This is a genomic window from Pseudomonas sp. AD21, from assembly GCF_002878485.1.
Lineage (GTDB): Bacteria > Pseudomonadota > Gammaproteobacteria > Pseudomonadales > Pseudomonadaceae > Aquipseudomonas.
In genome coordinates, this window is sequence record NZ_NQYG01000024.1 from 59403 (window position 1) to 74223 (window position 14821).

A 14821-nucleotide genomic window follows, 5' to 3' on the forward strand; every position below is an offset into this window, starting at 1 on the left:
TTGTGGGAGCGAGCCTGCTCGCGAAAGCGGTGTATCAGAGAAACATTATTCGACTGACACGCCGCCTTCGCGAGCAGGCTCGCTCCCACAGGGTTTGGTGGGTGTCTCCTCAGGCCAGTTCTTTGCGCAACTGGCGGGCGGCGGCAACCATGTGCACCAGCGCCGCTTCAGTCTCCGGCCAGCCACGGGTTTTCAGGCCGCAATCCGGGTTGACCCACAAACGCTCTGCCGGAATCCGCTGGGCCGCCTTGCGCAGCAGGTTGGCCATCTCCGAGGCATCCGGAACGCGTGGCGAGTGGATGTCGTAGACGCCCGGGCCGATCTCGTTCGGGTAGGCGAAGGCTTCGAAAGCATCGAGCAGTTCCATGTCCGAGCGCGAGGTTTCGATGGTGATCACGTCGGCATCCATCGCTGCGATGGACTCGATCACATCGTTGAACTCGCTGTAACACATGTGGGTGTGGATCTGCGTTTCGTCGCGCACGCCACAGGCGCACAGGCGGAATACTTCGGTGGCCCAGTCCAGATAGTGCTGCCACTGCGCCCGACGCAATGGCAAACCTTCACGGAATGCGGCTTCGTCGATCTGCACGATCCTGATCCCGGCGGCTTCCAGATCCACCACTTCATCACGAATCGCCAGCGCCAGTTGCCGCGCCTGCACTTCACGGGACACATCTTCGCGGGGGAACGACCACATCAGCATGGTTACAGGGCCGGTCAGCATACCTTTCATGACCTTGTTGGTCAGACCCTGGGCGTAGCGGATCCACTCCACGGTCATGCCCTTCGGACGACTCAGATCGCCAAAGATCACCGCCGGTTTGACGCAGCGTGAACCGTAGCTCTGCACCCAGCCGAAACGGGTGAACATGTAGCCGTCCAGTTGCTCGGCGAAGTACTCGACCATGTCGTTGCGCTCGGCTTCACCGTGCACCAGCACATCGAGCCCCAGTTGCTCCTGGATTTCCACCGCGTGGCGGATCTCGCTGTACATGGCTTCGGTGTATTCGGCTTCGCTGAGCTTGCCTTGCTTGAATGACTGGCGCGCCAGACGAATCGAAGCGGTCTGCGGAAACGAGCCGATGGTGGTGGTCGGGAACAGCGGCAGGTCAAGGCCGGCGCGTTGTTTGCCGATGCGTTGGGTAAACGGCGATTGGCGCTGACTGTCCTGCGCCGTAATGGCCGCCACACGAGCCTGAACCGCAGGCTTGTGGATGCGTGGCGAAGCGGCGCGACTGGCCTGCACCGAACGGCTTTGGGTCAAGGCCCGCAGCACTTTCGGCGCTTGCGGCTCATCAACGGCCTGGGCCAGCACCGCCACTTCTTCGCACTTCTGCACGGCAAACGCCAGCCAGCTTTTCAGCTCGGCGTCGAGTTGGTCTTCGCGGCCAAGGTCCACCGGGCTGTGCAGCAGCGAGCACGATGGCGCGACCCACAGACGATCACCCAGACGCTCATGCGCATGCTGCAACGTCGCGAGGGCGTTTTCCAGATCGCAGCGCCAGACGTTACGGCCATTGACCACACCCAGCGACAGCACTTTATAGGCCGGCAGACGATCAAGGATGGTCGGGTACTGTTCCGGTGCGCGCACCAGATCAATGTGCAGGCCATCGACCGGCAGATTGGCGGCCAGGCCGAGGTTCTCTTCCAGACCACCGAAGTAGGTGGCAAGGAGTTTTTTCAGCGGATCACGCTGAATCTGGTTGTAGGCGCGCTCGAAGGCGTTCTTCCAGTCCTGCGGCAGATCGAGCACCAGAATCGGCTCGTCGATCTGTACCCACTCGACACCGAGTGCAGCAAGACGGGCGAAGATCTGGCCGTACAGCGGCAGCAAGCGATCGAGCATTTCCAGCTTGTCGAATTCAGCGCCTTTGGCCTTGCCCAGCCACAGGTAAGTCAGCGGGCCGATGATCACTGGCTTGACGTTGTGACCCAGTGCCCGGGCTTCTTCGGCTTCTTCGAACAACTGCTCCCAGCCGAGCTGAAACTGCTGATCGACGCTGAATTCCGGGACCAGGTAGTGGTAGTTGGTGTCGAACCACTTGGTCATTTCCTGAGCGTGGGCACCGCCGCAGCAACTGTCGCTGACGCCACGGGCCATGCCGAACAGGGTTTGCAGGGTGGCTTTGCCGTCGTGCGGACGGAAGCGCTCGGGGATCACGCCGAACATCAGCGAATGGGTCAACACCTGGTCGTACCAGGCAAAGTCGCCCACCGGCAGCAGCTCGATGCCCGCCTGCTTTTGCAAATCCCAATGGGCCTTGCGCAGCTCACGCCCCACCTCACGCAGGCCGGCCTCGTTCAGTTCTCCTTTCCAGAACGCCTCTTGCGCTTTCTTCAGTTCGCGGTCGCGACCGATGCGCGGAAATCCGAGGGAATGGGCCAGTGCCATGACAAAAACTCTCCAATGTCTTGTTGATGGCGGCCATTGTCGAGATCAAGCACTAGTGAGACAAACTCATTTTAATCTTGATGATCACGAGATTTCCTCATGATCAGATGAAACTGGAAATGTTCCTGCAGGGCAGTTTTCCCAGCAGGATATTCATGCGCAGATCAAGCTGTTGATGACCGATACGACGCCCTTTGAATACTCAATGGCGCCTCGATATAAACCCGTTCAAATCCACCCTCCACGCCCTTGGATTTCGTTCTATGGTTAGATCGAACTGGCTGAATTGACGGCCGACAAAAGGTTGCGACAGCTCCTGTCTGAGCCTATGTTGCACGCGAGCTTTTCCCCGCGAATGGAACGCGATCAACACCACTAAGAGGTGAAGAAATGTCAAAGGAATCACGCCCTGCCGTACTTGGGCTGATCGGCAATACTCCGCTGGTTCAAGTCACGCGTTTCGATACCGGACCGTGCACCTTGTTTCTCAAACTGGAATCGCAAAACCCCGGTGGCTCGATCAAGGACCGCATCGGTCTGGCCATGATCGACGCCGCTGAACGCGATGGGCGTCTGCATCCGGGTGGCACCATCGTCGAGGCCACCGCCGGCAATACCGGCCTGGGTCTGGCGCTGGTCGGCCGCGCCAAAGGCTACCGCGTGGTGCTGGTGGTGCCGGACAAGATGTCCACCGAGAAAGTCCTGCACTTGAAAGCCATGGGCGCCGAGGTGCACATCACCCGCTCGGATGTCGGCAAGGGCCACCCCGAGTATTACCAGGACGTCGCTGCGCGCCTGGCGAAAGACATCCCCGGCGCCTTTTTCGCCGACCAGTTCAACAACCCCGCCAACCCGCTGGCCCACGAATGCAGCACCGCACCGGAAATCTGGGCGCAGACCGAGCATGACCTGGATGCGATCGTGGTCGGCGTCGGTTCCGCCGGTACCCTGACTGGCCTCAGCCGCTTCTTCAAACGTGTGCAGCCGGATCTGGAAATGGTCCTCGCCGATCCAGTCGGTTCGGTGATGGCGCAATACAGCCGTGACGGCACGCTGCCCAAGCCCGGGTCATGGGCGGTGGAAGGCATCGGCGAAGACTTCATTCCGTCGATCACCGACCTCTCCAGCGTGCGTCATGCCTACTCGATCAGCGATGAAGAAAGCTTCGATCACGCCCGTCAGTTGCTCAAGGCCGAAGGCATTCTCGGCGGCTCGTCCACCGGCACCCTGCTCGCTGCCGCGCTGCGTTACTGCCGCGAACAGACCGAGCCAAAACGCGTGGTCAGCTTCGTCTGCGACACCGGTACGCGCTATCTGTCGAAGGTCTACAACGACCAGTGGATGACCGACCAGGGCCTGTTGCAACGCAAGGGTTATGGCGACCTGCGCGACCTGATCGCCCGCCGTTTCGAGGACGGCCGGGTGATCAGCGTCGGCCCCGGTGACACGCTGCTGACCGCCTTCCAGCGCATGCGCCTGGCGGATGTCTCGCAGCTTCCGGTGCTGGTCGAAGGCAAACAACTGGTCGGTGTGATCGACGAATCCGACATCCTGTTGGCGGTGCACGAAGACGCCGCACGCTTCAGTCAATCGGTGTCCAGCGTGATGACCGACAAGCTGCAAACCCTCGCGCCCGGCGCCAATCTCGCCGAGCTGGAATCGGTGCTCAGTCGCGGCCTCGTGGCGATCATCGCCGACGCCGCAGGCTTCCATGGCCTGATTACTCGCACCGACATGCTCAACCAATTACGGAGATCCCTCGCATGAGTCAGCACGACGATAAATCCCAAGGCTTCGCGACCCGGGTGATCCACGCCGGGCAAACGCCGGACCCGACCACCGGCGCACTGATGCCACCGATCTACGCCAACTCGACGTACCTGCAAGACAGCCCCGGCGTGCACAAGGGCTTCGACTACGGGCGCTCGCACAACCCGACGCGTTTCGCTCTGGAGCGCTGCGTGGCGGACCTGGAGGGCGGCACCCGCGCGTTCGCCTTCGCTTCCGGGCTGGCGACGATTTCCACCGTCCTCGAACTGATCGATGCCGGTTCGCACGTCATCTCCGGCAATGACCTGTACGGCGGTACATTCCGCCTGTTCGACAAGGTCCGTCAGCGCAGTGCCGGGCATCGTTTCAGCTACGTCGATCTGACTGACCTGGCAGCGTTCGAAGCGGCGCTGCAGGACGACACGCGCCTGGTGATTGTCGAGTCACCGACCAACCCGCTGCTGAGTCTGTCGGATCTGGCCGCCATCGCCCGTATCTGCCGCGCACGCGGGATCATCAGCGTGGCCGACAACACCTTCGCCAGCCCGTATATCCAGCGGCCGCTGGAGCTGGGTTTCGACATCGTGCTGCACTCGACCACCAAATACCTGAACGGTCACTCGGACGTGATCGGTGGCATTGCGGTGGTTGGGCAGAATGCCGAACTGGCGGACAAACTCGGCTTCCTGCAGAACGCCGTCGGCGCGATTTCCGGGCCGTTCGACGCGTTCCTGACCCTGCGCGGGGTGAAGACCCTGGCGCTGCGCATGGAGCGTCATTGCAGCAACGCGTTGGCGCTGGCGCAGTGGCTGGAGCAACAGCCGCAGGTCAAACGCGTCTACTACCCAGGCCTGCCGTCGCACCCGCAACATGAGCTGGCCAAACGGCAGATGCACGGTTTCGGCGGGATGATTTCCGTGGACTTGAACAGCGATCTGGACGGTGCCCGGCGCTTCCTCGAGAACGTGAAGATCTTCGCCCTGGCCGAGAGCCTGGGTGGCGTCGAAAGTCTGATCGAGCACCCGGCGATCATGACCCACGCGACCATTCCACCTGAGACCCGCGCCAAACTGGGCATCGGCGATGGCCTGGTGCGCCTGTCGGTGGGCGTCGAAGACCTCGAAGACCTGCGCGCGGATCTGGCGCAGGCGCTGAAGTCGATCTGACGTGACAGGAACGACAAAGCCCGCACGGGGCGGGCTTTGGAGTTCGAGTAGGCGGCCAGTGCTGGTCTCTGGCTTACAAGGTTTATCGGGCCTCTCACAGTACAAAGCAACCATGGAAAAAGAGCGGCGCTTTGCTGCCTCACACGGCATAAGGGCTGGATCTCAGCGCGGAGATCTTTCTAACCGTGTACCCTTCGGAACGCGCCCCACGTCCCCTTGCTATCCGCTTGCGCATCAGTCTGCGTCTTCGCCTACACCTTTGAGGCTAGCAAAAGCCTCATAGCCATGGGCGCCTGTTTTTAGACCGATTTCCTTCAAGCAGTCTTGCGCAAGGAAGTTAACCGACTATCGCTTCCCCTCCCCGCGCAGCTGCACCCACGGTTTGCCGATCTATACTTTTCAGTTCGCTGTCGCGGTTTCATGCAATACGTCGACACCCGTGCGCTTTGCAGTGCGCCCGTGCCAATCGCCAATCTGGTCAACCCCGGGCCAACGAACGTTGTGTGGCTGATGGGTCGTGGAGAAAATCATGAAACACACGCTTTTGTCTGGCGCCATTCTTGCGGTCGCGGCGACCGTCATGCTGCCAACGGCCTGGTCTGCGCAGCCGCAGGCGGTGGCTTCCGATGGCGCAGATCATGTGAAGGCTGGGGCGGTTGCCTCGGATGGTTCGGATCACGTCGGCGCCGGTGCAGTCGCCTCCGATGGCTCCGATCATGTCGGTGCCGGTGCGGTCGCCTCCGATGGCTCCGATCACGTCGGCGCCGGTGCAGTCGCCTCCGATGGCTCCGATCACGTCGGCGCCAATACCCTGGCCTCCGACGGGACCGACAAGGTCGGCGCCAACCGTTATGCCTATTCGCGCGTCGGCGTCGGCTCCGATCGCGTTGCCTCGGCGCTGATGACCGGCAGCTATTCGGACCAGTTCAACAGCCCGCAATAATCGGCATGAGGCGACCCGCGCGGGTCGCCTCACCCACCGCCACTAGCACATTTGTGCTAATCGACCGCCCCGCCACCCGGCGTTATATTCCCTCGCAACCCCTGATGCTCCCCCACATTGCCGCTGTGCAGTGCGCGGGATCGTTGCGCCTGGAAATCAGAACAACACCAAGGAAGAAGCACCATGAAACTGCCTGCAAACCTGTACCAAGTCGCCATCGTCGGCGCCCTGCTGATCGGCGTCAGCGGTTGCCAGACCGCCAAGCCCACCGAAGCCAGCATGAAAGAACGCGCCCAGACCGTCATCGGAAAGCCGGTGTCGAAAATCGACAACATTCGCAGCGACAGCACCCTCACCTACTACACCGCCTACACCCCGGCCGGCGAGTACAACTGCGAGTTGCCCAGCGGCGCCATTGTCGCGGTGGCGAGCATGGGCATCATGACCCCGCCGCTGTCCTGCCTGCCGAAAGGCGCCTCACCGATTCCGTTCCAGTAATTCATTTTTCCGGTAAAGGACTCCGTTCCATCATGAAAACCCTTATCGCAACGCTCACCCTCACCGCCCTCGCCCTGACGGGCTGCGCCACGCCCAAACAGTGGGAAGCCACCGGTGGCAGCAAGAATGACGGCCTCGTTCAGGTCTCCTATGAACTGGGCCAGTTTGAAAGCGGCCAGACCAACGCCGCACAAGGTCTGACCGTCGCCTCGGAACGTTGCAAGACCTGGGGCTACAAGAATGCCGAGCTGACCGGCTCGGAGAAAAACAACTGCCGTACCATGGGCCAGTACAACTGCCTGCAAACCACCATCACCCAGGACTACCTCTGCAAGCGTTGAGTCAAACTTCCTCGACCGGCTCAGTTTGCCGGTCGCGCAGGGCCCGCAAGGTCGCGCGCAGCTCGGCCGGGCGTACCGGTTTGGACAGGATGGCAATTTGGCGGTCGTGCAAGGCCGCCTGTATTTTTTCGCTGTCATGGCCGGTGATGATCATCGCCGGCACCGCAAAACCGCGTTGACGGCGCACGGCGTCGATGCATTCGATACCGTTGCTGTGCGGGCCGAGGTCATAGTCGGCGACGATAATGTCGCAGTCAGTCAGCAAATCCTGCCCCGTCAGTTCCGCCTGCACCACACAGCCCCAACGCTCAAGCAACGCCGAGGTTGCCAGCAGCACGTTGCGGTCATCCTCCACCAGGCACACCTTCAAACCGGTCAACAGGCCGACCTGCCGTACGTCATCGCGAGTAGCCAACAGCGACGGCAGCGCGGCAATGGGCAACCCGAACAAGGTCACTGCCGTTCCCCGCCCAAGCTGCGAGCGCAGCGCGACATCGACGCCGATCAACTGCCCCAGGCGCTTGACGATCGACAGCCCGAGTCCCACCCCTTCAACGTCCTTGTCACGCACCTGGCGCACCCGGTAAAACTCTTCGAAAACCTTGGGCAAATGCTCTTCGGCGATCCCGTTGCCCTGGTCATGAATCACGATCGCCAGCCCCCCTCCACGCCGACGCACGCCGATCAGCACCGGCCGATGCGCGCCGTATTTGAAGCAATTGGACAGCACGTTCTGCACCATGGTCGCGAGCAACGCCGGATCGCTTTGGACCCAGTAGGAGCAAGGTCGCAAGCGCAGTTCCACCCCCGCCCAACGCGCGGCTTCGGCATTCTGCCGGATCAGATCGGCGAGCCACTCGCCCAGATTGAACACCTGCAGCTTGGGCAGGATGCGCCCGTTGTCGAGTGTGTACAGATCGAGAATCGAGCGGAACAACTGCGAAACGTTGAGCAACGAACGGTCGATGTTGTCGACCAGTTGCCGCTCGTCCGCGCCCAGCGGCGACTCGCGCAGGCACGCGGTAAACAGGCCGATGGAGTGAATCGGCTGGCGCAGATCATGACTGGCCTGAGCCAGAAACCGCGACTTTTCCAGGTTGGCCGCGACGGCCTCTTCGGAGGCCTTGCGCGTGCGCTCCAGCAGCAAATGCGCGTAGAACGGGATCACCGTGCTGGTGAGCATCAGCATCAACACCATGTACGGTTGCGCCTGCCATACCGGCGTCAGCCGATAAACCGCCAGCAGCGCCACCAGCGCCAGCCCCGTGGCAATCGCCAGATAGCGTGAGCCGTAGCGCATGCCGTTGCCCAGGTTGACCCAGATGATCACCGCGTACAGCGGCAACGCCGTTTCGCCGCCGATCACCAGGCCGAAACAGGTGCCGGTGTAATCGTGGACCATGCCGAAAATTCGCCGCGCCGGGTAATGCCCCGGCCAGCGCACAATGGCCTGGCGCAGACCGATCGACGCCAGCAGAAACAGCAAGATGTAGACCACCACCGGCAGATAGGTATCGAAGTACTGACCCGGCAGGATGCCGAGCACGCAGATATAAAACATGGCGATGCTGGCGATGATTATGCGCAGATTGGCCTGATCCAGCTCGGTGTTTTTCTCGAACTTCATGGGCAACGTCCTTGTGCAACAGTCGTCAGATTCAGCACCCGACGGCAGGCAAACGGCGTCGGCGGTGCTAAGGTGCATGCCGTGAACAACGCCTGATCCAGGGAGGGTCACGCCATGACATGCCGAATTATCATAGCCGACGATCACCCACTGTTTCGCGAGGCGATGCGGCGCACCGTGCAGCGCCTGCTGCCCGAGGCGACGCTTGAGGAAGCCGGCGATCTCAATGCCGTGCAGGCCTTGCTGCCTGACGGTAGCGAGCCGGACACGCTGATTCTCGATCTGCGCTTCCCCGGCCTGACCTGCATCAGCCAACTCGCCGACCTGCGCCGACAGCTACCACGGACCACGTTGATTGTGGTGTCGATGGTCGACGACGAAGCACTGATCGGTGAGGTGATGGCGGCGGGCATCGACGGTTTCATCGGCAAGAACATCGCCCCGGATGAGATCGGCGAAGCGATTCTGGCGATTCGAGAAGGTGAAGTACTGGTCAGGTTCGCCCCTTCAGGGCTGTTGCCGCTGGAGACCGGCACCGCCCTCACCCCGCGTCAGCAGGACGTGTTGCGGCTGATCGCCCAAGGCAAGACCAACAAGGAAATCGCCCGGGCGCTGGATATCTCGCCGTTCACCGTGCGCATCCATGTGTCGTCGTTGTTGCGCGCGCTCAACGTGCCATCGCGGGCGGCCGCCGCGGTGAAGTATTCGGGAGGCGGCGGGACAATTTAAATGAACCCTGCGCGCCTAGGCTCACCTAACTGAGAGACCATCAGGAGGTAGCCCATGCAAATTGAACCCGTCTGGATCGTACTCGCCGTCGTTCTTGTAATCATTGAATTGTGGGCGATCAACAGGGTGCGCAAGAGCGCAGGCAAAGGCAGCAACAAAGGCGTGTGGATCATCGCCATCGTCTTCCTGCCATTGTTTGGCCTGATTGCCTGGGCACTGGCCGGCCCGAAGCACGTTACTCAGGACTGAAAGGTTGTTTCGTCGCAATGCCCTGCGCGGTCAACAGTGGGAGCGAGCCTGCTCGCGATGGCTGACCGCCGGGCAAAACAGGTTACGGATCCACCTGCGCCATCAACTCCGGCACCGATTCCGGCCGCTTGGCATAACGCTGCGCCAGCACCGCGCAGACCATCAGTTGAATCTGATGGAACAGCATCAGCGGCAGAATCAACACACCGATGGTGCTGCCGGCAAACAGCACCTGCGCCATCGGTACCCCGGTGGCCAGACTCTTCTTCGAACCGCAGAACAAAATGGTGATGCGATCCTCCTGGCTGAAGCCGAACGCCTTGCCCAGCAGGGTCGAGGCCAACAGCACCAGCGCCAGCAGAATGCAGCAGACCACCACCAGCCCCAACAGATCGACCACCGGAATCTGATGCCAGATGCCCTCGTTGACCGCCTCGCTGAAAGCGCCGTAGACCACCAGCAGAATCGAACCCTGATCGACGAATTTCAGCCAGCTCTTGTTGCGCCCCACCCATGCGCCAATCCAGCGGCGAGCGATCTGCCCGGCAATGAATGGCAGGAGTAATTGCACGCTGATCTTCAGGATCGCATCCAGCGTCGAGCCGCCATCACCGTGCACGTTGAGCAACAGCGTCACCAGCAACGGCGTAAGGAAAATCCCGAACAGGCTCGACGCCGCCGCACTGCAGATCGCCGCCGGGATATTGCCCCGGGCCAGCGAGGTGAAGGCAATCGCCGACTGCACCGTGGCGGGCAACGCGCAGAGGTAGAGCATGCCCATGTACAGCTTGTCGCCGATCAGCGGTGACAGCAGCGGTTTCAACGCCAGCCCGAGGATCGGAAACAGCACGAAGGTCAGGCCGAACACCAACAGATGCAGGCGCCAGTGGCCGGCGCCGGCGATGATCGATTCACGCGACAGTTTCGCGCCGTGCAGGAAGAACAGCAGCGCGATGGCGATGTTGGTCAGCCAGCCGAACCCCACCGCGACCTGACCGCTGGCCGGCAGAAAACTGGCCAGCAGCACGACGCCGATCAGGGTCAGGGTGAAGTTGTCGGGCAGGAATCTTGGGCGGGTCATGGGTTTGCTCATCCGGGGGTTGCCAGTACGTGATTGCGACTCTAACGTGACCGTGAATTACCGACTAACGCCGAAGAGCCATTAGATGCCGCCTAAAGGACACCAGAAAAGCTTCCGGCGCAGCATTCCCGGGCTACCCAGCCTGCCGCGTCCACTGTACGGGCGCACCGAATCGCTGCCCAATCGCGCACTGACCCGGCGTCACAGTCATCCGTGGGTGCAATTGTCCTACGCGATTCAGGGTGTGCTCGAAGTGCAGACCAGCGCCGGGCGTTTCGTCGCGCCACCGGAGCGCGCGGTATGGATTCCGGCAGGCGTGCCGCACCGCGTGTTCAGCTCGCCGCACACGGAAATGCGCAGCCTGTACATCGATTGCAGCGTGGCCGGTTGGGCGCTTGAGCGCTGTCATGTGCTGGGCGTCAGCGACCTGTTGCGCGAGCTGATACGCGCGTTCAGTCTGGTGCCGGTGGAGTACGACGAGACTGGCGCACATGGCCGGCTGGCCCAGGTGATCCTCGATCAACTGGCCGAGGCACCGCAGATCGATCTGATGCTGCCGCTGCCGCAGGACAGCCGTCTGCGCCAGATCTATCAAAGCCTGGAGCAACATCCGGAACAGCAGACCACACTGCAGCATTGGAGCGAAAAGTTCGGCGTCACCGAAAAAACCCTCAGCCGGCTGTTTTTACGCGACACCGGCCTGACCTTCCGCGCCTGGCGCCAGCGCTTGCGTCTGCTGGGTGCGCTGACTCCGCTGGAACGCGGCGAACGTGTCACCGACGTGGCTCTGGCCTGCGGTTATGACTCGACGTCGGCGTTCATCGCGGCCTTCCGACAGCAGTTTGGCGAGACGCCGGGCGAGTTTTTTCGCTGATTTTTGTCGATATTTATCGAATTAGCACATGCCATTCGGCAAAGTTCAGGGTAGAGTTTCGCCCATACGTAATTCTTCACACGTTTCGACGATAACCATAATGACCCACCCCTTTAGCGAACCTGTCGGCGGTAACAGCATGATCGAAGTCACTGAAGTCTCCATTGCTCAATTACGCGCGGCGCTCGACGCCGGCCAGACCACCGCGGTTGAACTGGTGCAGGCCTATCTGGCCCGAATCGACGCCTACGACGGCCCGAACACCGCCACCGCTTTGAATGCTGTAGTGGTGCGCAACCCCGAGGCACTGGCCGAAGCCCAGGCCTCTGACGCGCGCCGGGCCAAGGGCGAAACCCTCGGCCCGCTCGATGGCATCCCCTACACCGCCAAGGACAGCTATCTGGTCAAGGGTCTTACCGCCGCCTCCGGCAGCCCGGCCTTCGCCGAACTGGTGGCGCATCGCGACGCGTTCACCATCGAACGCCTGCGCGCCGCCGGGGCCATCTGCCTGGGCAAGACCAACATGCCGCCGATGGCCAATGGCGGCATGCAGCGTGGCGTCTATGGCCGAGCGGAGAACCCGTACAACGCTGCTTATCTGACTGCGCCGTTTGCTTCCGGCTCGTCCAACGGTGCCGGCACCGCCACCGCCGCGAGTTTCTCGGCGTTCGGCCTGGCGGAAGAGACCTGGTCGAGCGGTCGCGGCCCGGCGTCGAACAACGGCTTTTGCGCCTATACGCCGTCGCGCGGGGGGATTTCGGTACGCGGCAACTGGCCGTTGACGCCAACCATGGACGTGGTCGTGCCGTACGCGCGGACCATGGCCGACCTGCTCGAAGTGCTCGACGTGGTGGTCGCTGAAGACCCCGACACCCGTGGCGATTTGTGGCGCTTGCAGCCGTGGGTGCCGATCCCGAGCGTTGCCTCGGTGCGCCCGGCCTCCTACGCCGAACTGGCCGTGAAGCCCGCTGCACTGGCGGGCAAACGCCTCGGCGTGCCAAAGATGTACATCAACGCCGACCCTGAAGCCGGCACCAGTGAAGCGCCGGGCATCGGCGGTCCGACCGGGCAACGCATCAACACCCGCGCTTCGGTGATCGTCCTGTGGAAACAGGCTCGCGCCGCTCTGGAAGCGGCCGGCGCCGAAGTCATCGAAGTGGATTTCCCGCTGGTCTCCAACTGCGAAGGCGACCGCCCTGGCGCACCGACCGTGTTCAATCGCGGCATCGTTTCCAAGGAGTTCCTGCATCACGAACTGTGGGACCTGTCGGCCTGGGCTTTCGACGATTTCCTGCGCGCCAACGGCGATCCTAAGCTCAACCGCCTGGCCGATGTCGACGGGCCGAAGATCTTCCCGCACGACCCGGGCACCCTGCCTAACCGTGAGGGTGATCTGGCCGCCGGCATGGACGAATACGTGCGCATGGCCGAGCGCGGCATCACCCCGTGGAACCAGATCCCGACCCTGCCGGACGGCCTGCGCGGCCTGGAAAAGACCCGCAAGCTCGATCTGGAAGACTGGATGGACATGCTGAAACTCGACGCGGTGCTGTTCCCGACCAACGCCGACGTTGGCCCGGCAGATGCCGATATCAATCCGGAATCGGCGGACATCGCCTGGAGCAACGGCATCTGGGTCGCCAACGGCAACCTGGCGATCCGTCACCTCGGCGTACCGACCGTCACCGTGCCGATGGGGATCATGGCCGACATCGGCATGCCAGTCGGCCTGACATTCGCCGGTCGCGCCTACGATGACTCGAACCTGCTGCGTCTGGCCTCGGCATTTGAAGCCACCGGCTCGAAGCGTCAGGTACCACCGCGCACGCCGGCGCTGACTGCCGGCAAGTAACAATGCAGGAAGGGATTGGGACCGCAACGGTCTCAATCCCTTTTGTCCTGTAACGCCCTTCCCCCCTGCGCTCACCTCCAACACTTCGTTATTCCCGAACTGATGCTCAGGAATAAGCGATTTTTCTTCCGCATAAACTCCCCGCTAGCATGGCCTCGTCTACTCCCATACCCGCTCGGACAAGGAGAACGCCATGTCGCCCCTGAATATCGGCGAACCGTGGATGTGGGGCGCCTTCATCGTCTTCGTCCTCGCCATGCTTGCACTGGATTTGTTCGTATTCGGCGGACGCAAGGCGCATCGGGTGTCGGTGCGGGAAGCGTCGTGTTGGGTGATCGCCTGGTGTGCCTTGGCGATGGCGTTCGCGGGATTGCTCTGGTGGTATCTGAATGGCGAGTTCGGCGCCGAGATCGCTCAGCGCAAGTCCCTGGAGTTTCTCACCGGTTATCTGATCGAACAGTCGCTGTCGATCGACAACATGTTCGTCTTCGTGATGATCTTCAGCTACTTCGCGGTGCCACCGGAACTGCAACGCCGGGTGCTGCTGTACGGCGTGCTCGGGGCGATCGTGATGCGTGCGGCGATGATCTTCGCCGGCGTGTGGCTGGTGTCGCAGTTCGAATGGCTGCTGTATGCCTTCGGGGTGTTCCTGATCATCACCGGGATCAAGATGCTGATGTTCGCCGAGCAGCAACCGGACCTCGACAACAATCCACTGCTGCGCTGGGTGCGCGGGCATTTACGGATTACCAAGGGCTTTCATGACGAACGCTTTTTCGTCCTGCAGAACGGCGTGCGCTGGGCGACACCGATGTTTCTGGTGCTGGTGCTGATCGAGGCCAGCGACTTGATGTTCGCGGTCGACAGCATCCCGGCGATCTTCGCTGTCACCACCGACCCGTTCATTGTCTTCACCTCGAACATCTTCGCGATCATGGGCCTGCGGGCGCTGTACTTCCTGCTGGCGGACATGGCCGAGCGCTTTCATCTGCTCAAGTACGGACTGGCGATCGTGCTGGTGTTCATCGGCGGCAAGATGACGCTGATGCCGTGGTTTCACATGCCGGTCGAGTGGTCCCTGGCGGTGGTGGGTGGGGTGATTCTGGGGTCAGTGGTGTTGAGTCTGATCGTCACCAAGGATGCACAACGCAGAACTGAATGACGCCACACAAAACCTGTAGGAGTGAGCCTGCTCGCGATAGCGGTGTGTCATCCAATAAAGATGTCGACTGATCCGGCGCCTTCGCGAGCAAGCCCGCTCCCACAGGGGATATTTGGTGGATGGAGGGTCTG

At 61.8% G+C, this 14821-nt stretch carries 13 protein-coding genes; 10 read left to right on the forward strand and 3 right to left on the reverse strand.

Going from position 1 to position 14821, the window contains the following annotated elements; translation table 11 throughout:
- Positions 1 to 109: 109 nt before the first annotated feature.
- Positions 110 to 2398: a 5-methyltetrahydropteroyltriglutamate--homocysteine S-methyltransferase gene (metE, locus tag PseAD21_RS16210; protein ID WP_102356553.1), complete on the reverse strand. Its 2289-nt coding sequence runs from the start codon at positions 2396 to 2398 to the stop codon at positions 110 to 112.
- A gap of 390 nt (positions 2399 to 2788) precedes the next feature.
- Here metE and PseAD21_RS16215 point away from each other — a divergent pair, with 390 nt between their 5' ends.
- The 5 genes from PseAD21_RS16215 (at position 2789) to yecR (ending at position 7116) form a co-directional block, all read left to right on the forward strand.
- Entirely contained in the window at positions 2789 to 4165 is a 1377-nt protein-coding gene (locus PseAD21_RS16215) for a cystathionine beta-synthase (protein WP_102356554.1), read from the forward strand.
- Positions 4162 to 5334 (forward strand): cystathionine gamma-synthase, encoded by a 1173-nt coding sequence (locus PseAD21_RS16220; RefSeq protein ID WP_102356555.1) that lies wholly within the window; start codon positions 4162 to 4164, stop codon positions 5332 to 5334. The genes PseAD21_RS16215 and PseAD21_RS16220 overlap by 4 nt, the downstream gene beginning before the upstream one ends.
- 529 nt (positions 5335 to 5863) lie before the next feature.
- On the forward strand, positions 5864 to 6277 hold the full coding sequence (locus PseAD21_RS16225; protein ID WP_256588175.1) for a hypothetical protein: 414 nt from the start codon (positions 5864 to 5866) through the stop codon (positions 6275 to 6277).
- 183 nt (positions 6278 to 6460) lie between these two features.
- Positions 6461 to 6775 (forward strand): hypothetical protein, encoded by a 315-nt coding sequence (locus PseAD21_RS16230; protein ID WP_102356556.1) that lies wholly within the window; start codon positions 6461 to 6463, stop codon positions 6773 to 6775.
- Between the two features lie 32 nt (positions 6776 to 6807).
- Complete coding sequence (yecR, locus tag PseAD21_RS16235; protein WP_102356557.1) at positions 6808 to 7116, forward strand: YecR family lipoprotein; 309 nt, start codon at positions 6808 to 6810, stop codon at positions 7114 to 7116.
- A gap of 1 nt (position 7117) precedes the next feature.
- Here the strand turns inward: yecR and PseAD21_RS16240 are convergent, their stop codons facing one another.
- On the reverse strand, positions 7118 to 8743 hold the full coding sequence (locus tag PseAD21_RS16240) for a hybrid sensor histidine kinase/response regulator (RefSeq protein ID WP_102356558.1): 1626 nt from the start codon (positions 8741 to 8743) through the stop codon (positions 7118 to 7120).
- Positions 8744 to 8857: 114 nt separating this feature from the next.
- On the opposite strand from PseAD21_RS16240, the gene PseAD21_RS16245 reads away from it, so the two are divergent.
- A complete protein-coding gene (locus tag PseAD21_RS16245; RefSeq protein ID WP_102356559.1) occupies positions 8858 to 9472 on the forward strand; it encodes a response regulator transcription factor in 615 nt (204 codons plus the stop codon).
- Between the two features lie 54 nt (positions 9473 to 9526).
- Positions 9527 to 9721 (forward strand): PLDc N-terminal domain-containing protein, encoded by a 195-nt coding sequence (locus PseAD21_RS16250; RefSeq protein WP_041062599.1) that lies wholly within the window; start codon positions 9527 to 9529, stop codon positions 9719 to 9721.
- Between the two features lie 82 nt (positions 9722 to 9803).
- On the opposite strand, the gene PseAD21_RS16255 is transcribed toward PseAD21_RS16250, so the two are convergent.
- The gene (locus tag PseAD21_RS16255; RefSeq protein ID WP_102356560.1) at positions 9804 to 10802 is read right to left on the reverse strand and encodes a bile acid:sodium symporter family protein; all 999 of its coding nucleotides are present in this window, start codon (positions 10800 to 10802) and stop codon (positions 9804 to 9806) included.
- 85 nt (positions 10803 to 10887) lie between these two features.
- Between PseAD21_RS16255 and PseAD21_RS16260 the strand changes: the two genes are divergently transcribed.
- From PseAD21_RS16260 to PseAD21_RS16270, 3 genes are all read left to right on the forward strand, one after another.
- Positions 10888 to 11676 (forward strand): helix-turn-helix domain-containing protein, encoded by a 789-nt coding sequence (locus PseAD21_RS16260; RefSeq protein ID WP_102356561.1) that lies wholly within the window; start codon positions 10888 to 10890, stop codon positions 11674 to 11676.
- A 139-nt stretch (positions 11677 to 11815) separates the two neighbouring features.
- A complete protein-coding gene (locus PseAD21_RS16265; RefSeq protein ID WP_102356563.1) occupies positions 11816 to 13528 on the forward strand; it encodes an amidase in 1713 nt (570 codons plus the stop codon).
- 193 nt (positions 13529 to 13721) lie between these two features.
- Positions 13722 to 14690, forward strand: a complete 969-nt coding sequence (locus PseAD21_RS16270) for a TerC family protein (protein WP_102356562.1) — start codon at positions 13722 to 13724, stop codon at positions 14688 to 14690.
- Positions 14691 to 14821: the final 131 nt, after the last annotated feature.